22 protein-coding genes are annotated in these 19,867 nt (G+C 45.9%); 9 read left to right on the forward strand and 13 right to left on the reverse strand.

Annotated elements, in window-relative coordinates; translation table 11 throughout:
* The 5 genes from ACTIE6_RS15575 to ACTIE6_RS15595 all read right to left on the reverse strand — a co-directional run.
* A partial coding sequence (locus ACTIE6_RS15575) for a pseudouridine synthase (protein WP_439557515.1) occupies positions 1-463 on the reverse strand: 463 nt, incomplete at its 3' end.
* A gap of 58 nt (positions 464-521) precedes the next feature.
* Complete coding sequence (locus ACTIE6_RS15580; RefSeq protein WP_439557516.1) at positions 522-1,106, reverse strand: Uma2 family endonuclease; 585 nt, start codon at positions 1,104-1,106, stop codon at positions 522-524.
* An 88-nt stretch (positions 1,107-1,194) separates the two neighbouring features.
* A complete protein-coding gene (locus ACTIE6_RS15585; RefSeq protein ID WP_439557517.1) occupies positions 1,195-1,959 on the reverse strand; it encodes an exodeoxyribonuclease III in 765 nt (254 codons plus the stop codon).
* Between the two features lie 19 nt (positions 1,960-1,978).
* Positions 1,979-3,811: a hypothetical protein gene (locus ACTIE6_RS15590; RefSeq protein ID WP_439557518.1), complete on the reverse strand. Its 1,833-nt coding sequence runs from the start codon at positions 3,809-3,811 to the stop codon at positions 1,979-1,981.
* A 34-nt stretch (positions 3,812-3,845) separates the two neighbouring features.
* On the reverse strand, positions 3,846-4,478 hold the full coding sequence (locus tag ACTIE6_RS15595; protein ID WP_439557519.1) for a hypothetical protein: 633 nt from the start codon (positions 4,476-4,478) through the stop codon (positions 3,846-3,848).
* Positions 4,479-4,619: 141 nt separating this feature from the next.
* Between ACTIE6_RS15595 and ACTIE6_RS15600 the strand changes: the two genes are divergently transcribed.
* Positions 4,620-5,129, forward strand: coding sequence for a DUF4494 domain-containing protein (locus tag ACTIE6_RS15600; RefSeq protein WP_439557520.1), 510 nt, complete (start codon positions 4,620-4,622; stop codon positions 5,127-5,129).
* 54 nt (positions 5,130-5,183) lie between these two features.
* On the opposite strand, the gene ACTIE6_RS15605 is transcribed toward ACTIE6_RS15600, so the two are convergent.
* Positions 5,184-5,924: a hypothetical protein gene (locus ACTIE6_RS15605; RefSeq protein WP_439557521.1), complete on the reverse strand. Its 741-nt coding sequence runs from the start codon at positions 5,922-5,924 to the stop codon at positions 5,184-5,186.
* 144 nt (positions 5,925-6,068) lie between these two features.
* Here ACTIE6_RS15605 and ACTIE6_RS15610 point away from each other — a divergent pair, with 144 nt between their 5' ends.
* Positions 6,069-6,872, forward strand: a complete 804-nt coding sequence (locus ACTIE6_RS15610; RefSeq protein WP_439557522.1) for a UDP-2,3-diacylglucosamine diphosphatase — start codon at positions 6,069-6,071, stop codon at positions 6,870-6,872.
* Here ACTIE6_RS15610 and ACTIE6_RS15615 read toward each other — a convergent pair.
* From ACTIE6_RS15615 to ACTIE6_RS15630, 4 genes are all read right to left on the reverse strand, one after another.
* Positions 6,869-7,618 carry a carboxypeptidase-like regulatory domain-containing protein gene (locus ACTIE6_RS15615; protein ID WP_439557523.1) on the reverse strand — a complete coding sequence of 250 codons (750 nt, stop codon included), beginning with the start codon at positions 7,616-7,618 and terminating at the stop codon, positions 6,869-6,871. The two genes, ACTIE6_RS15610 and ACTIE6_RS15615, sit on opposite strands and share 4 nt — an antisense overlap.
* Positions 7,619-7,789: 171 nt before the next feature.
* Positions 7,790-8,623, reverse strand: coding sequence for a phosphatidate cytidylyltransferase (locus tag ACTIE6_RS15620; protein ID WP_439557524.1), 834 nt, complete (start codon positions 8,621-8,623; stop codon positions 7,790-7,792).
* Positions 8,595-8,816, reverse strand: a complete 222-nt coding sequence (locus ACTIE6_RS15625; RefSeq protein ID WP_439557525.1) for a putative signal transducing protein — start codon at positions 8,814-8,816, stop codon at positions 8,595-8,597. Before ACTIE6_RS15625 ends, ACTIE6_RS15620 begins: the two co-directional genes overlap by 29 nt.
* 21 nt (positions 8,817-8,837) lie before the next feature.
* Positions 8,838-9,800 (reverse strand): lysostaphin resistance A-like protein, encoded by a 963-nt coding sequence (locus tag ACTIE6_RS15630; RefSeq protein ID WP_439557526.1) that lies wholly within the window; start codon positions 9,798-9,800, stop codon positions 8,838-8,840.
* 108 nt (positions 9,801-9,908) lie between these two features.
* Between ACTIE6_RS15630 and dusB the strand changes: the two genes are divergently transcribed.
* From dusB to frr, 4 genes are all read left to right on the forward strand, one after another.
* Positions 9,909-10,898 (forward strand): tRNA dihydrouridine synthase DusB, encoded by a 990-nt coding sequence (gene dusB / locus ACTIE6_RS15635; protein WP_439557527.1) that lies wholly within the window; start codon positions 9,909-9,911, stop codon positions 10,896-10,898.
* Positions 10,892-11,428, forward strand: a complete 537-nt coding sequence (locus tag ACTIE6_RS15640; protein WP_439557528.1) for a biotin/lipoyl-containing protein — start codon at positions 10,892-10,894, stop codon at positions 11,426-11,428. The genes dusB and ACTIE6_RS15640 overlap by 7 nt, the downstream gene beginning before the upstream one ends.
* Before the next feature lie 62 nt (positions 11,429-11,490).
* On the forward strand, positions 11,491-12,210 hold the full coding sequence (pyrH, locus tag ACTIE6_RS15645; protein WP_439557529.1) for a UMP kinase: 720 nt from the start codon (positions 11,491-11,493) through the stop codon (positions 12,208-12,210).
* A 23-nt stretch (positions 12,211-12,233) separates the two neighbouring features.
* Positions 12,234-12,794, forward strand: coding sequence for a ribosome recycling factor (gene frr / locus ACTIE6_RS15650; protein ID WP_056286258.1), 561 nt, complete (start codon positions 12,234-12,236; stop codon positions 12,792-12,794).
* Between the two features lie 63 nt (positions 12,795-12,857).
* Here the strand turns inward: frr and ACTIE6_RS15655 are convergent, their stop codons facing one another.
* A complete protein-coding gene (locus tag ACTIE6_RS15655) occupies positions 12,858-13,850 on the reverse strand; it encodes a UDP-glucuronic acid decarboxylase family protein (protein WP_056286260.1) in 993 nt (330 codons plus the stop codon).
* 36 nt (positions 13,851-13,886) lie between these two features.
* Positions 13,887-15,203, reverse strand: a complete 1,317-nt coding sequence (locus ACTIE6_RS15660) for a UDP-glucose dehydrogenase family protein (RefSeq protein ID WP_439557530.1) — start codon at positions 15,201-15,203, stop codon at positions 13,887-13,889.
* 209 nt (positions 15,204-15,412) lie between these two features.
* Between ACTIE6_RS15660 and ACTIE6_RS15665 the strand changes: the two genes are divergently transcribed.
* From ACTIE6_RS15665 to ACTIE6_RS15675, 3 genes are all read left to right on the forward strand, one after another.
* Positions 15,413-16,579, forward strand: coding sequence for an acyl-CoA dehydrogenase family protein (locus tag ACTIE6_RS15665; RefSeq protein ID WP_439557531.1), 1,167 nt, complete (start codon positions 15,413-15,415; stop codon positions 16,577-16,579).
* A gap of 122 nt (positions 16,580-16,701) precedes the next feature.
* Positions 16,702-17,616 (forward strand): SPFH domain-containing protein, encoded by a 915-nt coding sequence (locus ACTIE6_RS15670; RefSeq protein WP_439557532.1) that lies wholly within the window; start codon positions 16,702-16,704, stop codon positions 17,614-17,616.
* A gap of 1 nt (position 17,617) precedes the next feature.
* Positions 17,618-18,052 carry an NfeD family protein gene (locus tag ACTIE6_RS15675; protein ID WP_439557533.1) on the forward strand — a complete coding sequence of 145 codons (435 nt, stop codon included), beginning with the start codon at positions 17,618-17,620 and terminating at the stop codon, positions 18,050-18,052.
* 111 nt (positions 18,053-18,163) lie between these two features.
* Here ACTIE6_RS15675 and pafA read toward each other — a convergent pair whose 3' ends face one another.
* Positions 18,164-19,813 carry an alkaline phosphatase PafA gene (pafA, locus tag ACTIE6_RS15680; RefSeq protein ID WP_439557534.1) on the reverse strand — a complete coding sequence of 550 codons (1,650 nt, stop codon included), beginning with the start codon at positions 19,811-19,813 and terminating at the stop codon, positions 18,164-18,166.
* Positions 19,814-19,867: the final 54 nt, after the last annotated feature.

Here is a 19,867-nt window from a genome sequence, read left to right on the forward strand (position 1 = left end):
TCGACCAACGTGCGAGCCTGAGCGTAGGAAAGCCGACTGCTGCCGTCATTCTTCTTACCTGCCTGTTTTTGCCTTCGCGAAGCGTGAGTGCCAGCCAGGTGGTAGGTATGTTTTTACGAAAACGAATGGGCGGATTGCGCTCGGGAAGTGGCGGCTCTTCGATCACCCGCGCGTTTGCGGGGAGTGTCTTGTAAGCTTTTCCATTGATACTGATCACCACACCGCGGCTGAGCTGCTCGCAGGCTTCCGCGGTTATTTCGCCTTCTACCTGTACATAGTAAGTGCGGGTGTGCTTGTTGCGCGGTTCAAGGAGTTTTGTTTTGAGGAAATTGTCATTGGTGAGCAGCAGCAAGCCTTCACTGTCTGCATCAAGGCGACCAACAGGGTAAATATCTTTGGCAAATTCAAAATCAAGGTCAGCCAAGGTCGGGTGGTCGCCTTCACGTGTGAACTGCGACAGCATTCCGAAGGGTTTGTAGACGAGGAAGAACTTAAACAAAAGAATTGATTAGGAGAAAAAACTACTTTATAACAGCCGCAAGATCGAGCTCAAAGCCCGGCAGCACTGGTTCACCGGATAACTTAACATTTAACGCCTCGCGAATAATCACTGGCGCACCTGTCTGGTAAATGTAAACTTTCTTTTCAAACCGGTCGATCAGCCAGCCAAGTTGTGCGCCATTTTCCATGTACTCGTCCATCTTGTCGGTCAGGTACTTCAAATCATCAGATAGCGAGCGCACTTCGATAACGAAATCCGGACAGATCGGCGCAAATTTCTCCTGCTGCTCCGGCGTCAATGCATTCCACCTGTCTTCCCGGATCCATGAAACATCCGGTGAGCGCACCGCCCCATTTGGAAGTGTAAATCCGGTTGAAGAATCGAATAACTCCCCTATCTGATTTTCTTTATTCCAAATACCAACCTCAGTGAGAATGCGGGAATTAAATCCACCTGTAAACGATCCTGTTGGAGACATAACGATAATATTTCCTTGAGAGTCCCTTTCGAGCTCTAGTGTGTCATTTATCTGACAAAACTGAAAGAAGTCCTCCTCATTCATCAAATCTCCCATTTTCAGTGTCATAGGCAGTTCAAGTTTCATAACGATTTGAGTAAATGCTGCTAGATCAAAAATACGAAATAATGAGCGAAGGAAATATGGAACGGCAGGCGTGAAAGGACGAAAGGTATTAACGAATTTCCAACCATACAGGACAATGATCTGAATGGACAGCATCATTGAATTGCCGGCTGGCGACGATCCGTTCCTGCAGACTATCACTTACTGAAATATAATCAATGCGCCAGCCTTTGTTATTGCCTCTCGCCCCGGCCCGGTAAGTCCACCAGGAATACTGGCGTAAATCGGGGTTCATAAACCTGAATGCGTCGGTGTAGCCGCTGCCAAACCATTTTGTCATCCACGCCCGCTCCTCGGGAAGAAAGCCCGAGTTCTTTTTGTTCCGGACAGGATCGTGGATATCTATTTCATTGTGAGCAATGTTATAATCCCCACAGATGATCAGATTGGGCCGCTCTTTCCGCAGCTCCTCTGCCCAGGTGAAAAAATCAGCCAGGAAAGTCATTTTTACAGCCTGCCTGATCTCCCCGCTGGTACCCGACGGGAAATAACAGTTGAGCACAGTTACGTCACCAAAATCAGCGCGAAGCACGCGACCTTCGCGATCATACGCCGGAATGGAGCAGCCTGCTAATACCAGATCGGGCTTGATCTTGGAAAAAATCGCTACGCCGCTATATCCTTTTTTTTCCGCAGAATGCCAGCCGATCAGCTCGTAACCCAGTGCTTCAAAGCCGGATAAATCAACCACGTCGGGAGTCGCTTTTACTTCCTGAAAACACAGGATATCAGCCGGATTCTGGCTCAACCATTCAATCAAGCCGTTTTTCAGGGCTGCCCTGATCCCATTCAAATTATAGGTGAGTATCTGCATAGCCACACTGTTAATGCTGTTAATTGATCTTGACCCGTTTTCCGGTAGGCAACGATTTCCATTTGCTTGCCGCCGACGGATCGGAGTACATCAGCCAGACATCGTAGATACCTTCCGGCAATTTCGAGTTGAATAGCGAATACCGGTAGCTGTTGCTGTAATAATGGCCGCCTTTCAGCAACTCCGAAGCCTGAACAGGGATAGGAACAGCTGGCAGCACGACTTTGTAGCGGGCCGATGCGAGTACAAAGTACGAAGGCGCGGGCGAATTCTCATCGCGGACAGCCGTAAACTGGTAATAGCGGGAAGGTATATTGTTGTCCGAATTTCTGTAATGAAAAGTGGCATCGAATGTTCCCTCGAATCTGGTAATAGTATCAGCAGTTTCTGCCAGAAGCCGCCCAGGCTCGGGTACGGTGTTAAACTGGTAAAAGTCGGTAAGTCCGCCAGCTTCGAGGGATTTCACCAGACTTTTCATTCTGGTCGGGTGGTTCCAGAATGGGATGTCACCAAACCTGTCGCCCGCAGTCAGGAATGTATTGTAGTTTTTCCAATAATAACTATCAATTACCAGATCGTCGTGCATTTTCCTGACCTGCACGATCGATAAATAGTAGCTGACGAAATTGAGCAAAACAAAGGTGAATGCAGAGAGTATCGCAACCACATTCATCAGCTGCTTTTTATTTTTTACCAAAATAATAAAGCACAAATAAGCAGTTGCGAGCAATGCGATGCCGAATATCATATACCGGCGGGAAAATATATTTCCACCATACATCAGGTAAGTGTTAATCGGTCTGCTGATCACGAACATGGCGCCGGTTCCCATTGAAAACATCATTGCGCCCCATAAAAACCAGTCGCTCCAACCAAGTTGCCTTTTAATGAAAATGCGTAGCGACCAGCCGATAAATACCAGGAAAATGAGGCCGCCCAGCAAGATGCATGCGATTAAATCTGAGTGAAACTGTGGAACAAGCGGGTGGCGGATATCGAGAAAAAAAGCATTTCCCCAAAAGCCTAATGCGAATATGAAGTTAAAAATGGGGTGTGTCCAGACCTTGTCACCGTTGGCGGGGATTACATGGTAATCGAACAGAAAATAGAACAGGACAAATGCAGCTGCCGCAGCCACCCAGCCAAGCAACAGGCGAAAACGCTTCTGAAATGCCAGGATAATAAAACCAATTATCCACGCCAGCAAGCCGCTGCCGCTTGTGAATGTAGTGAGCGATGCAGCCAATAAGCCAAGGTAAAAACCCTTGTTATCCCCTCTCCCGACTGCATATGCAGTAACCCACGCGAAGAAAATCAGCGGCGTGTTTTGCAATGCAGCTATTCCCCAGTATGCATTTTCCCAAAATACCAGGTTGAAAAGTACGTAAGGAACCGGAATGAAATAGTAGAATGGAATGGACTCCTTTTTTAACGCCCGAAAAAGCATGTAAAGAATACCCAGTAAAAACAGGTCGCCAATGATAATCTGCGCTTTGATATTGACGGTACCTGTAACAAACACCATAATCAGCATCACAATGCGCTCGAAGGCGAAGCGATGCTGGTTAACCTGCTCGAAAAGCGCTTTGGAAGCTGTCAGAAGATCCGGCGCTTTCCGGAGTTTGTCGACTGTTTCAAGCAGGTTAAAATCGTCTGTATAAGGAATATTGATCAGGTGGGCATCCAGTATCAGGAAGAAGTAGATAACCGGCACAAAGATCAGGATGATCGCCAGCCACTTTCGTGCGACTGCCAGTTTGGGTGTTATAAACGTGGCGCCAAAAAGCAGAAAAAGGGCAACTACAAGGCCGAAATAAGCTGATAAGTGAGGATTATCTAAAAATAACTTCAAAATAGTGTCTGATTGTTGTTGCCAATACCGGAGGTTATTTCACCCCTGTGATCATCTGGCTTGTGATCTCTTTTTCAAATGTAATGTAGCCCGGATAGTCCACCTGCTTTCCGGCAATATCCAGTGTGGGCTTCACTTTCACTGTGAATTTGGTTGGTTTTGCGTCTGATTTGCCCGTTAGCGACAAGATCATGTTCACAAACTGGTCGCGCGTTTTATCGTTTGTCAGTAACTGGTACGCATTCGCATTCAGTTTCACAGGTACTCTCGTACTTCCGGTACCTGGCAACACTTCGATCAGCTGGCTGAGATACCCGTTGAAAATCTCGTTATCCGACAATAAAACCTTGTATTCAAGCTGGTTGATCGCCGCGCGCTTTTTGGTAGGATTGGTGATATCCAGATTGACGCGCAGATCCAGGGGAACATTCTTTCTCAAAAGTCCCAATGCAAGACCGGGATATTTGGCAAGATCAAAATCGTTGAAACTGCGGATATTACGGAACTCGCGCACATCAATTCCGCCCAGGTAAACACTATCGACAGACCGGATATCATATTTGCATTCGCCAAAAGTTTTGGCTTCGGAAACCTGCTTGCCGACTCCGCAGGAGGATAAAATGCCGGCAATTATCAATATCAGCCCAACAGCTAAGTTCTTTTTCATCGTTAATTTTTTTGCAAGTTAAACAGTAGGTATCAGAACGCATACTGCGTTTTTGCATTATTAGTTTAGCTCCATATTTTTTTGCCACGTTCGCACAAGCCTCTACATTTGCAGACTTTATTAATTCAATCGAAAGAAATTATGGCAAGCTGGTATTTAGGAAAGATCAGGTATCAAAAAGAAGATGAGGCAGGAAGCTTGAAAACAATTAACGAAGTGTATCTCGTGGATGCTGTTTCTTACACGGAATCCGAGGCGAGACTCTACAAACAAATTGTGACCGGCGCCAGCGATTTCAGTGTAACCAGCATTACCAGAATGCGCCTGGCCGACCTGTTTGCCTACGAAGAAGGCGAGCAGTGGTTTAAAGCCAAGGTGATTTACTTTTCAGTTGATGAAAAAAGCGGAAAAGAGAAGAAAATTGTGAACTACATGCTGGTGAATGCAGATGGTATCCAGCAGGCGCTTGACCGCATCAACGAAAGTATGCGCAACTTCCTGATCCCCTACGAAACCACAGATATCAACCTTACACCCATTCTTGACGTATTCCCTTACACAGCTGAGGAAGACCAGGAACAGGAGATACCTGCCAACATGCGACCGCTTTCAGAAGTGAAAGCTGAGCGCGAGCTTGCTGAGAATGCATAGATAAGTAGCTGGTTTTGTGTAAAAAGCGATTACACAAAACCAGCTTTTTCATTCCTAGTCAAGCTTTACTTCCTGGTACCCTTTTGTCACCGCCAGAAAAGGGTCTTTTTCAAGAGATACCAGTTTCAGCATCAAATCTTTCGAGTTCAGTTCTGTTACCAGCTGATTACCTGTCAATAAGTGCATATAATCGAATGTAACGGGCAGGTTCACAGCTTGTTCGGCGAATTCCATTCCGTATAATGGATATACACTGAAAGGTGTCTGCGTGAGCCACACTTTGTCTTTATTGTCGGAAGTTGCATAGGTAATGTCATATTCCTCGCTTGGCAATCCGAAGTCCACTCTTTTGTTCCCGGTGGGAATGCAGTAGGTTGTGAAATTCTCCTTTTGCTCGGCTTTTGCTTCTGCATCGGGCTTCAATGCTTTTACCAGTTCGTTGATCCTAATCTTTTTTCCATTATCGTCTGTGCCGCAGTAAATGAACTTTCCATCAGGAAATCCGATCACGAAATCGAATGCTTTTCCACCTTCCCCAAAACTGCTTTCTTTTTTGAAACACATCGCGCCGGTGACCGGATCCAGGTAAATTTTCAGCTTGCCACTCGTTTTATCGCCTTTGTTCTGGTAGTCGAATACAAACGAGTGACTGAAATAATACTGTCCCTTTTCGGGCTTCCATTGCAATGCGCGCTGCTTGTCTGCAGGGATTTTTTTTGGAGCCTGCGCGATTGCGTTTTGCTGCACGACTGCAGCAATCAGTATAAAAGCAAAAACCTGGCAAATCTTTTTCATTTCAAATTCTGGTTAAAGGGTGCAATCTAAAAAGAGCCCGGAAGAAAAACCAGGCAGGTACCCGATTTAATGGAGCGTCCATTGGGGTACGCACTGCTGATTTACTAGGAACATTGTAACTTGCGGCGCATTTGTATTGACTCCATGAAGTTCGAAACAAGGACCATTTCTTTACAGCCAGGAAAGCGCATTTACTTTTCATCCGACTATCATTTGGGTGTCCCTTCACCTGCCAGCAGCCGCGAACGCGAAAAGTTGATCGTCAGCTGGCTTGCCTCTATCGAGCACGACGCACAGACTATTTTCCTTGTCGGCGACCTCTTCGATTTCTGGTTTGAGTACAAAACGGTTGTTCCAAAGGGTTTTGTCAGATTGCTGGGAAAGCTGGCCGAGCTAAGCGACAAAGGAATTGAACTGATTATTTTCACAGGAAACCACGATATGTGGATGTCGGGGTACCTTACACAGGAGATTGGGGCTTCCATTTACAGGAACCCAGTAAGTTTCAATTTTGTGACTGATCTCGGAACTACAAAAGTGCTGGTAGGCCACGGAGACGGGCTTGGGCCTGGTGATAGTACCTACAAATTCTTAAAACGCATTTTCGAAAGCCCGTTTTTCCAGCTGATTTTCAGGATAACCCACCCTGATTTCGGGATTTGGATAGCAACAGCCTGGTCGCGGCGCAGCCGGCTTGCGAATGTAAATAAAGGCGAAGAACGTTTTTTAGGAGAAGAAAACGAGTGGCTTTTTCAGTATTGCAAAGAAGTTGAGTCAAAAGACCCGCATCAATATTACATTTTTGGACACCGCCACCTAACGCTCGATATGCAGGTAAATGCACATTCGCGTTACATTAATTTAGGCGAGTGGGTTACTCAACAGCATTTCGCCGTATTTGACGGAGCTAAAATTGAGTTGAAAAAGTATGTAAACGGTACTATCTAGTTAGTACCGTTCTTCTTGGGGCTTTCAGATTCCGAAGGCGGGATAAAATCCTGCTTGGTGATATTTTCCCTCGGCGCTGCATTCAGGTCTTTACGCCAGTCTTTCTGTTTCAAATCTCCTTTTTTAACTGATTTGATAAAGTTGGCCCATGCAAATGGGTTCAGGAACGGGAATGTGGTTGCAAAGCCTTTTCCAGCTGCTGACTCGCGACCAAACATCAGCTGGTCCATAGAGTACCGGTAGTTGGTCTGCGCATTATTGGGCACCTGAGCCGCCATTCTGTTGATATAATCAGGATCTGTACTCTTGGCAAGTGCATCCCGGTCTGCCTGATCCGGCAACTTCAATTCCAGAAAAGCTTTTTTAAATTCCTCTTCGGTCGAGTAAGGGTAAATTGTTACACCTGTAAGGGTTACAACATCTTCCCGCAATGCTACGATGGCTGAGTAAATATCCGAGTTGTAGTTCCGGGGCACAACGTGGTATTGATTTTTATACCCTACATAGCCAAAAACAATGCTGTCGCCAGGAAACACCTTGATCGTAAATGACCCGTCACTTCTGGAAAGCGTTCCGCGTCCTGCATTTACAATAAAGATCGTTGCGCCCGGCAGGATTTCGGTTTGTTTTCCACCGACTACCATACCCGAGAAGGTAATGGCTTTCTGTTCACCCTGTGCAAACGCTTCCCGACCCGATACCAGCCCTGCAATTATCAACAGCAATATTAAAAAACTACGTTTCATTCTTTCGAGGTTATACTTTGGAACCGTTGGAGCAATACGTTACGGTCTTCAAAGTTTTATTTTCAATACTGACAGACCTTATTTGTAGAAGTGCGTGTAAAATTTCATTCCTGATTTTAAAACGAGCCGCCTGGTAAGGGATTGCCCCGCTACCTGATAAAGCCTCGATTGTCAGGAAAATAACTTTAAAAAGGTAACAATAAATGGCGCAGAGAGCAGCAGTCCGTCGAAACGGTCGAGAAAACCGCCGTGCCCAGGAATACTGCTTCCAGAATCTTTAATGGCAATACTTCTCTTGAAGAGGGACTCTACCAGGTCACCGTAAGTACCCAGGACAACTATAATTGCCCCGATACAGTACCATTTCCAGGGTTCGAAAGTACGGAAATAAAGTCCCAGCGCAAATGCGATAACAGCAGCGAATGCAGCACTTCCCATAGCGCCTTCCCAGGATTTTTTGGGCGAAATCCGCTCAAAAAGTTTTCTTTTGCCAAACTTGGTACCGGCGAAATACCCGCCAATATCAGAGGCCCACAACAGCAGCAGGCTTCCTAAAACAATCTCGTAATTATACCGTCCGCCCCGCATGGCCATTACAATAATGAGTGAAAAAGGCAGGGCTACGTAAATGATCCCTAAAAAGGTGAAACCGATGTTCGTAAAAGGTTTCAGATCATTTTTCTTGTAAAGTTTGATAAAGAAGATCATTGACAGCAGCGGGCTGATAATGAAGTAATTTTCAAACGGTACAATGTCCTGCTCTATCAGGTACGCAAGTAACATCATAACTGTGCCACAGAAGGTACCATAATATGTAAGAGGCTGATTTCCATCCAGTCCCAGCAGCTTGTAGAATTCGAGCTGGGTCAGCGAGCTGATGGAGCAAAAAAGTAGTAGAAAAGTAAGTTCATTGTAGAGGATACAACCAATAATGACAATTACACCGGCTAAGCCTGTTATAGTTCTTTGCTGTAAATTATTCAGATTGCTTAATCGCGTCTTCATTCATTAATATCGTTTGAGCCCGGTCTAGTTCACTGGCAGGAACGTGCACTTCGCACATTCCAAAAATCGGATAACTGCTATCCTTTTTATTGACAATCACTGCCGGAATTTCATTTTGCTCGAATATTTCCCTTGCGATCTCCGCTCTGATCATTTGTGAGCTTTGATATGCTTTTACCCAATTCTCATCCATTTTGCTGAAATATAGTTAAAATTATCCCCTTCCTCCGGAACCGACCTCCGACACACTCAGCTGCCTGATATACCTGAGAATGCCCGCAGACAAAAGCAGCGATACAGTAATCAGCAGCAGCGGCATTGATTTGGTTTCTTCTATGTTGGTATCAATCATGCCCAGATTATGCAGGTACATCATCACCAGTACAAATCCATTATTTACAAAATGCGCCAATACTGCAACCCAGAAATTCCCTGTCCAGTAAAACAGGTAACCGAACAATGCGCCTAGCATCATTCTTGGCAGAAATCCATAAAATTGAAAATGGATTGCGCTGAAAATCGCAGCGGAAGCCCAGATCGCCACGTGTGGATTGCTGGTTACTTTGAGCAACTTCGTTTGTATCACACCGCGAAAAAGCGCCTCCTCGCCTATTGCCGGCAAGAGTGCTACCACAAATAATGCGATCAGCATCTGGCCGAATGTTTTATAGTTGGTCAAAAAAGCGGTCATTACCGAAAGCTGATCCTCTTTTTGCCGCATCCAGATTTCGAGACCTGACAGTGCGTCCGGTAAATTCATGGCTGCATTCCACTCGATAAACTTGCTGTTAAGGGGAATAAATACGAGTACCAGCAAAAAAGCGAGCAGCCAGATAACAGGCGACGGATGCTGCCGTGTGTTAACCTCCCTTATTGGTTTCTTATCAATATAAATCCAGAAAAGTGCAGAGGGAAGCAGGTAAGAGAAGAAATGTACGGTACCCTGCAAAACCATTAATGCGTACCAGCCGTTGTGAACTTTGGCAGGTGTAGTAATCAGTTGATTGAGGAGTACAGTTACACCTACCTGATCAGAAGAGAAAAACAGCGCCAGGATCACGACTGCCAGGATATTCCCCACGGCCATTCCGATGAGCACAAAGCCGGTTAAAACCAACAAACTGCCCCACACGGTAGGTGCCCGGGAAACCACCAGATCCTGATTACTATTTTGCATAATTGGTGTAAATTTACAGTTTATTATGAATTTAAAAATAAAGGCTTAACAAACAAGAGGGTTTCAACTGTTAAGTAAAATCGCTGTTTAAACGGCAATCAAACAGAAATGGTCAAGATAGGAAACATAGAACTGAGCGATTTCCCATTGCTCCTCGCCCCCATGGAAGATGTGAGCGATCCTCCTTTCAGGGCAGTGTGCAAGGAAAACGGGGCCGATCTGATGTATACTGAATTTGTATCGTCAGAGGGTTTGATCCGCGACGCCGTAAAAAGCGTGCAGAAGCTTGATATCTTCGAATATGAGCGGCCGGTCGGCATTCAGCTTTTCGGCAGCGACGTAGAGACCATGGGATCCTGCGCAGAAATTGCATCACGCGTAAATCCCGATCTGATCGACATTAATTACGGCTGTCCGGTAAAGAATGTAGCCTGCCGCGGCGCAGGTGCTGCATTGTTACAGGATGTGCCAAAGATGGTCAGAATGACCGAAGCGGTGATCAAGTCAACGCATTTACCGGTTACTGTAAAAACGAGGCTGGGCTGGGATGAAAATACCAAGAATGTGCAGGAAGTAGCAGAACGGTTGCAGGATATCGGCATTAAGGCGCTCTCAGTTCACGGCCGCACGCGCGTGCAGATGTACAAAGGCGAAGCCGACTGGTCACTGATTGCCAAAATCAAGGAAAATCCACGTATCACGATCCCTATTTTCGGTAATGGAGATGTGGATACTCCCGAAAAGGCAGTTGAGTACAAAAACCGCTTTGGCGTTGACGGCATTATGATCGGTCGCGCAACAATTGGAAATCCGTGGATCTTCAATGAGATCAAACATTATATGAAAACGGGTGAAAAGCTGGCTCCGCCTACCATGGAGCAGCGCGTGGATGTTTGCCGGCGCCACCTTGAGTTTTCTATCCGCTGGAAAGGGCCTGTGGCTGGTGTATTTGAAATGCGCCGCCATTATACCAACTATTTTAAAGGGTTGGATCATTTCAAACCTTACCGGATGCGGCTGGTGGAGGCAATGACTTTTGACGAACTTGATTTTATACTGAAAGAAATTGCCAACGATTACAGCGTAATGGTATGTTAAAAATCTCGGTTGCCAGCAATGCTTCAAATGGAAATACCCCGGATATCGGCGAAAACAGATCCGTAGCAATTGAAAAAACCGGCGATGGTTGGCTAATTGGTAACAAGCTCTTTGACGGTGATATTGTAACCGTTAGCAGTGGCCGCTTTCACATCCTCTGGAACAACAAATCCTATAATGTCGAGATCCTGGAAAGGAATGCAGCGGAAAAATCTGCCCGGCTGCTGGTTAATGGCGTAGAATATGTCACATCCGCCAAAGACCGGCTCGACCTGCTTTTGGAAGGAATGGGTCTTCAAAACACTGCTTCCCAGAAAATCAACAATATCAAAGCGCCGATGCCGGGGCTGATCCAATCTGTCGCAGTAGCCGAAGGTGACCAGATCAGCAAGGGCGACCACCTGCTTGTACTGGTTGCCATGAAAATGGAAAATGTGATCAAATCATCCGGAAATGGCACTATCAAATCGTTGAAAGTAGCACCCGGCGAAATAGTTGAAAAAAACCAGGTATTATTGGAGTTTCAATAAATATCTTGGTAATCTGAACTCAGTCCGCTTATTTTTACGGCCGAAAACACCGATATCATACCATGCCCGAACCAAAATACAAACGTTTACTACTTAAACTAAGCGGTGAAGCGCTTAATGGTGGCGATAAGGCCCAGGTGATTGATTTCAACATTCTGGACAATTACGCAAAGGAAATCAAGAGGATTGCTGATGTCGGGGTTCAGATCGCGATCGTAATCGGAGGCGGCAATATTTTCCGCGGCGCCTCTGTGGAAAAGTCCGGAATTGACCGGGTTCAGGGCGACCATATGGGAATGCTGGCAACAGTGATCAACGGGATGGCGATCCAAAGCTCACTCGAAAAACACGGTATTCACACCCGCCTGATGTCCGCAATCAAAATGGAGCAGGTGTGTGAACCATTGATCCGCCGCCGGGCGATTCGTCACCTTGAAAAAGGACGGGTTGTTATTTTCGGCGCAGGAACGGGTAATCCATACTTTACTACGGACACCACGGCAGGTCTTCGCGCCATTGAATCTGAATCGGAAGTGGTTTTAAAAGGTACGCGCGTGGACGGTGTTTACACAGCGGACCCGGAAAAAGACCCTCTTGCCATCAAATATTCCACGCTCACTTTCGACGAAGCACTTTCCAAGAACCTCAAAATAATGGACCTTACGGCTTTTACGCTTTGTAAGGAGAACAACCTGCCGATTATTGTTTTCGATATGAACAAACCCGGCAACCTGTACGATCTGGTAATGGGAGAAGAGGTAGGAACGCTTATATCCAACTAGCTGAACCGCATATTTTAACAACAATGGAAGAAATAGAATTATATCTTGACGACGCCAAGGATACCATGGAGGGTGCAATCAAACACCTTATCATTGAATTAGGTAAAATACGCGCCGGAAAAGCATCGCCACAAATGCTGGAAGGCCTTCAAATCGAGTACTACGGTTCAATGACTCCTTTGCAGAATGTGGCTACGATCAACACGCCGGATGCAAGAACGATTGCGATCCGCCCTTTTGAAAAGAAGATCATCAATGAAATCGAAAAGGCGATCCGTAATGGTAACCTGGGATTTGCGCCTTCAAATGATGGGGAAATGATCCGTATTTCAGTACCGCCTTTGAATGAGGAGCGCAGGAGAGAGCTGGTAAAACGTGCGAAGAACGAAATTGAAACAGCGAAGATCAACATCCGGAACATTCGCCAGGATGCAAACAACTCGCTCAGAAAGCTGACGAAAGAAGGTGTTGCAGAGGACTTGGTTAAAATCAGCGAAGATCGCGTACAAAAGCTGACTGACGGCTATATTTCAAAAGTAGAGCAGATCTTCAATGCGAAAGAAAAAGAGATCATGGAAGTGTAAACCATTTTTCCTGATTGATATAAATGGAAAAAACCCGCTTGAAGCGGGTTTTTTCCATTTGATCTATTTCGTAGCACTGAATCCTTCGAATCCTCTGTGATTTGATTCCTCGTAAAGCCGCTCGGTTGGCAGGTTACGGAAATAATCGTAAGTAATGCGAAGTCCTTCTTCCCGCGAAACCTTTGGCTCCCAGCCAAGTATCTCTTTTGCTTTGGTAATATCAGGCTGACGTTGTTTCGGATCATCCTGTGGAAGCGGCTTGTAAACCACTTTCTGGTCAGTTCCGGTAAGCTTGATAATTTCCTCTGCGAACTGGCCGATCGTAATCTCACCAGGGTTACCGATGTTCACAGGCAACGAATAATCGCTCATCAGCAAGCGGTAGATACCTTCTACCAGGTCGTCTACATAACAGAAAGACCGGGTTTGTGTTCCATCTCCGAAAACAGTGATATCCTCGCCACGAAGCGCCTGACCGATGAATGCAGGCAATACACGTCCGTCATTCAATCGCATTCTTGGACCATAAGTATTGAAGATCCGTACAATGCGGGTTTCCAGCTCATGGTAGCGGTGGTAAGCCATTGTAATTGCTTCCTGGTACCTTTTCGCTTCATCGTAGCAGCCACGCGGACCAATCGGGTTTACGTGTCCCCAATAATCTTCCGTTTGCGGGTGCACGAGCGGGTCACCGTATACTTCCGAAGTGGAAGCGATAATGAAACGCGCTTTTTTCACACGAGCAAGGCCAAGCAGGTTGTGGGTACCCATCGCGCCTACTTTCAGCGTCTGGATTGGAATTTTCAGGTAATCGATCGGACTGGCTGGCGAAGCAAAGTGCATAATGTAGTCCAGCTCGCCAGGAATGTGCACGTACTTGGTTACATCATGATGGTTGAATTCGAAATTCGGATCGGGCATCAGATGCTCAATATTCCGCATATCGCCTGTAATCAGGTTATCCATTCCGATCACATACATTCCCTCCTTTAAAAACCGTTCACAGAGATGTGAGCCTAAAAAACCTGCGGCTCCGGTGATTAATACACGTTTCATTAACAATGAGATAAGTTAAATTAAAATACTTCTTGATCAGGCTGGAACTACCTTCTCGCGTCCGATGCTGTAATAAGTATAACCGTTTTCACGCATCTGATCCAACTCGTAAAGGTTTCTTCCGTCGAAAATTACCCGATTTTTCAGCAACTTACCCATTTTCTCAAACTCAGGTGTACGGAACTGCGGCCATTCTGTAAAAATTGCCAGTGCATCTGCATCGTCCAGCGCCGCATAAGGTGTGTGGCAGAAAGTAACCTTGTCGCCCAAAATACCTTTTACATTGTTCATCGCCTCCGGATCGTAGACAGTTACTTTCGCACCTGCTTCCAGTAATGCCTCGATATTTTCAAGCGCCGGCGCCTCACGGATATCGTCTGTATATGGTTTGAAAGCTAATCCCCAGACAGCGATTGTTTTTCCTTTCAGGTCGCCCTCGAAATAACTCTCGATCATCGGAAGCAATTTCTTCTTTTGATCGTCATTTACATCCATTACTGATTTCAGGATGCGGAAGTCGTAATTGAAATCTCTTGAAGTTTTGGCAAGCGCCTGAACGTCTTTCGGAAAGCAGCTTCCGCCGTATCCGATACCTGCGAAAAGGAAACGCTTTCCAATGCGGCTGTCAGTACCGATACCGCGACGTATATCATCTACATTAGCACCTACTTTCTCGCAAAGGTTGGCAATCTCATTCATAAAGGTAATTTTCATTGCCAGGAATGAGTTAGCTGCATATTTGGTCATCTCGGCCGAACGTTCGTCCATAAAGATCACCGGGTTACCTTGTCTTACCAACGGAGCGTATAGTTTCTCCATTACTTTCTTCGCTTTATCAGAAGTAGTACCCACCACAACGCGGTCAGGTTTCATGAAATCTTCAACCGCAACACCTTCTCTTAAAAACTCAGGGTTGGATACTACGTCGAAATCAATTTTCGCATTTTTCGCAATCGCAGCACTTACCTTTTCGGCTGTTCCTACAGGAACTGTGCTTTTGTCTACGATTACTGCATATTGTTCCAGAATAGGGCCGAGATCGTCAGCTACTTTAAGGATGTATTTCAAATCAGCGGATCCGTCTTCACCCGGAGGAGTTGGCAAAGCGAGGAATATAACCTGCGCACCTTTAATACCTTCGGCAAGGTTAGTCGTAAATAGCAAGCGGCCTTCTGCGACATTGCGGTCGAAAAGCACATCAAGTCCTGGCTCATAAATGGGAATCTCTCCCTTTTGCAACCGTTCTACTTTTTTAACGTCAATGTCGACACAAGTTACCTGGTTGCCTGTTTCGGCGAAGCAGGTACCCGTAACCAAACCAACATAACCTGTTCCTACAACTGCGATTTTCATAAAATGTAAAAATTGTTATATAACGTATATCGTGAGCAAAATACTAATGCAATCTATTGTATTTATCTAAGTAATGCCAACGCAACCGGTTGCAAAAGTAATTTTTTTAAATGAATGTTCACCGCGCCCCTGCCGATTTGTTCGTTAGAGGTTAGTGAATGGCGCCAATTCTGATTATCATTGGTAAACACAAAATTATCTAAACAACTATGGACACACGAAATTTTGATACAACGGAGAAGGAAAGAGAAGAAACCTGCCAAATGATACAGGAAACTGTGCGGGATTTCACTGATTTACATATAAAACCTTATATCCGAACCTGGGATGAACAGCAGCATTTTCCAAAGGAGCTGTTTAAAAGCCTTGGCGAACTGGGTTTGATGGGCATGCTGGTACCCGAAGAATATGGCGGTTCCGGACTGGGTTACCAGGAATATGTAACTGCCATTATCGCGCTCTCCAAAGTAGATCCGTCGGTTGGATTGTCCATGGCGGCGCATAATTCACTTTGTACAAATCACATATTGATGTTTGGCAATGCAGCCCAGAAATCCACCTATTTACCGAAGCTTGCTACCGGCGAATTAGTGGGAGCCTGGGGACTGACTGAGCCGAATACAGGTTCTGACGCAGGCAATATGCGCACGACAGCTGTGAGAAAAGGCGACGGCTGGGTACTGAACGGTTCCAAAAATTTTATTACAAACGGAAAAACCGGCAATGTGGCCGTTGTCATTACCAGAACAGGCGAGCCCGGCGACAAACACGGCGCCACCGCATTCATTGTTGAACAGGGAACAAAAGGGTTCTCAGCCGGCCGGAAGGAAGATAAGCTCGGCATGCGCGCTTCCGAAACGGTAGAGCTGATTTTTGAAGATTGTTACATTCCCGCCTCGCAACGTTTGGGAGAGATCGGTGATGGTTTTGTACAATCATTGAAAGTACTCGACGGCGGAAGAATTTCCATTGCTGCGCTTTCTGTTGGTACCGCATTAGGTGCTTACGAAGCTGCATTAGCCTATTCCAAAGAACGCAGGCAATTCGGTAAGGCGATCTGTGATTTCCAGGCAATCGCATTCAAACTGGCCGATATGCACACCGACATTCAGGCTTCTACATTACTTACATTTCATGCAGGCGCATTGAAAGATGCAGGCAAAAAAGTGACATTGGAGAGTTCAGTGGCCAAATACCATGCTTCTGAAACTGCGGTGAGGGTGGCCAACGAAGCAGTCCAGATCTTCGGAGGTTACGGGTTTGTAAAGGATTATCCGGTTGAAAAATTTTACCGTGACAGCAAGCTTTGCACCATTGGGGAAGGAACAAGTGAAATTCAGAAAATGGTAATTTCAAAAGAAATATTGAAAGAGTAATATTTCAACCACCACCTATCCTTTTATTGAACCGGCAGGCAAGTTTCTGCCGCGTTAATCAAAGAAGCATTGCAACCCTATCTGGTTATGGCTATTTTCGCAAGAAACCTTAACTAAATAGCATGACAACTTCACTGATCGTATTGCTGGTGCTTGTAGTGTTCACGATCCTCATGACCGTGAAAGTAGTTCCTCAACAAACTGCTTATATACTCGAACGATTAGGTAAATTCTATGCAGTACTTCAACCTGGAATTAACTTCATTATCCCGTTTTTTGACCGGATAGCATATAAGTACACCCTCAAAGAATCTGCTATTGACATTCCCGAGCAAATCTGTATCACCCGTGACAATGTGCAGGTACGAATGGATGGCGTGATATTCATTCAGGTTATTGATCCAAAAAAGGCGGCTTACGGAATTGCAGATTACACTTTCGCTGTAATACAGTTGGCACAAACTACAATGCGGAGCGAGATAGGAAAGCTCGATCTTGATAAAACCTTTGAGGAAAGAATGACGATTAACCGCGCAGTGGTAGAATCCATTGATGAAGCCGCCACCGGCTGGGGCGTGAAAGTGTTGCGTTACGAAATCAAAAACATCACGCCGCCTCAAAGTGTATTGAATGCAATGGAAAAACAAATGCAGGCTGAGCGTGAGCGCCGGGCTGTTATTCTGCAATCAGACGGTGAAAAGCAGGCAGCTATCAATGTGGCTGAGGGACAAAAACAAAAAGTCGTTTTGGAATCAGAAGGTTTAAGATTAAGGCAAATCAATGAAGCGGAAGGTGAAGCGGCTGCCCTGCGATCGGTAGCGGAAGCTACGGCAGAAAGTATCAGGCTCGTGGCGGAAGCTATCAAAACCGATGGCGGCTCGGAAGCGGTGCAGCTGAAAGTCGCTGAAAATTATGTGGAACAATTTGGTAAGCTGGCCAAAGCAGGAAATACATTGATTATTCCCGCTAATCTGGCTGATGTGGGATCGCTCATCGCCACAGCCTTAACAGTTGTCAAATCAGAACAGAAGAAATAGTATGGATTTGTCGCTGCCCCAAATTTGGCTTATCGTTGGACTTGTGATGCTGCTTGCAGAACTGGTCAGCATTTTACTGGTATTCGTATTTTTTGCAATAGGTGCATTAACCACTTCATTACTCACGCTGCTCGGCGTTTTACCCACCACAGAAAGTCAGATCCTTGCATTCTCTGCCATTTCCCTCGTTTCATTGCTGGTTCTCAGAAAACACGCCAGAAGGCTTTTAGACCGCACAGGCGATACAGGTTACACCGAGTTCATAGGTGAAACTGCGATGGTGATCAAAGATATTCCCTTGAATGGAGAAGGAAAGATATACTACCGCGGAGCTGAATGGAAAGCACTTGCCAGTAACCACAATTCAATCCCAGCGGGCAGCAAAGTAGTTATTAAAAGAACAGAAGGAATTGTTCTGATTGTGGAGGAAAGCTAAGGGGCTATCGGCTTTCGGCAATCGGCTGCTGGCCGTTGTATCAACATTTAAGTGTGCAGTCGGCTTCTTCGAAAAAAAGCCGACTGCCGAAAGCCGTTAGCCGAGGTAACCCTACTTCTTCAACGCCTCTTCCACCGCATTCCCTATATTCCCGCTTCCTGGCAGAATGTGCAGTAGTGCGGCGATTGTGGGAGCAATGTCTGAAACGTGTGTTCTTCTTACCGTCTCACCTTTATTGATTCCCCAGCCAAAAAGCACAAAAGGTACCTGGGTATCGTAGTTGTAAGGAGTTCCGTGGGAAGTACCGGTTGCGGTTCCGTAAAACCAGCCGGGCTGCGACAACACCTGAATATCGCCGCTCCTTTTTGCATTGATATTGTTCTTGTATAACTCAGCCTGATAAGTGTTCAAAGGCGCCTTGCCAATGTCGCTGAGATCAACTACATCTGCGATGCCGGGAACAGTCAATGCTGCCTCTCTCACTACCTTGGAAACATCTGACACGCTGATTTTCTTTTTCTTCAATAATTCGTGATCCAGGTACAGCTGGTTATTATCAGTGCTGATCACATACTTACCTTCTCCAAAACCTTCGTTCAATGCTTCTGTTACGGTTTTGGTAAGCAGCTTGCGATCTACCAGCCCGGAAGGCAGCTTGTGTTCTGCTGCAAAGCCCGGAACATCCACAACGCCGTGATCTGCTGTGAGAAATACAGTATACTGGCCTTTTCCTACCCAGCTATCCAGGAAGTTGAAAAGATCAGCTAATTCACGATCAAGGCGAAGGAAATCGTCCTGCTGCTCAATGGAGTTAGGCCCTACCCTGTGTCCTATTTTATCTGTTGATGAAAAGCTGATCGCCAGAAAGTCAGTATCTGCACCTTTTCCCAACTTCTCTCCCTTAATTGCCTCTATCGCCATTTCCTTCGTGATCGTATTACCCCAGGGAGTATCGGTTACCACGCCAAATGCATCTCCTGCGAGACCGGCGAGTTCATAAGGGAAAACTGGCTTTTTCGCACCTGGCAGTTTACCTTCCCACGCCACGTCGTCCGGTGAGCTTTGCGTGTAGCTCTCGGCAGGTAACAACAATTCCCAGCCTTTTTTCAGGTACTCCGACGGCATTTTCTTTGCATTATAATCCTTCACCCATTGCGGAAGATCCTCCATGTAGAAGCTGCTGGTAACCCAGTTACCCGTTTTGGAATCAAACCAGTAAGCTGCGTTTGCGGTGTGGCCAGCCGGTAAAATGGAGCCCCGGTCTTTAATGGCGACGCCAATTGTTTTAGAACGGAAATTGGTAGCAATGCGGAGCTGGTCAGTAACTGTGCTGGTAAGCAGGTTCCTCGGTGACATTTTGCCTACACTGCCGGTATTGCTGCCGACCGTTTTAACAGTACTGTCCTCTACACAATATACCTCCTGTTTTTTAATGGGATCAAACCACTCGTTTCCAACAATCCCGTTGATAGCCGGAACAGAACCTGTGTAAACCGATGCGTGACCGGCCGCTGTAACCGTCAATGCATAAGGATAATGATTATTCCGGCAGTTAAAACCTTCATTCATCATCCGCTTAAAACCACCTTCTGTGTATTGATCATAATACCGGTAAAGGTAATCGTACCGCATCTGGTCAACCACAATACCTACAACCAGTTTGGGGCGGGCAAGTGTTACCGGCTTTGTTGCGGCACTTTTTTTGGTAGTCTGGGCATTTGCGCCCAGTGCTACCAACAGGCAGAAAACTACTTTTTTCACACTATAAGGATTTAGATTAAAATATTAAATAACTCAACTTCAACTTCCGCCGCT

It is taken from the genome of Dyadobacter sp. (assembly GCF_051859145.1).
GTDB lineage: Bacteria > Bacteroidota > Bacteroidia > Cytophagales > Spirosomataceae > Dyadobacter.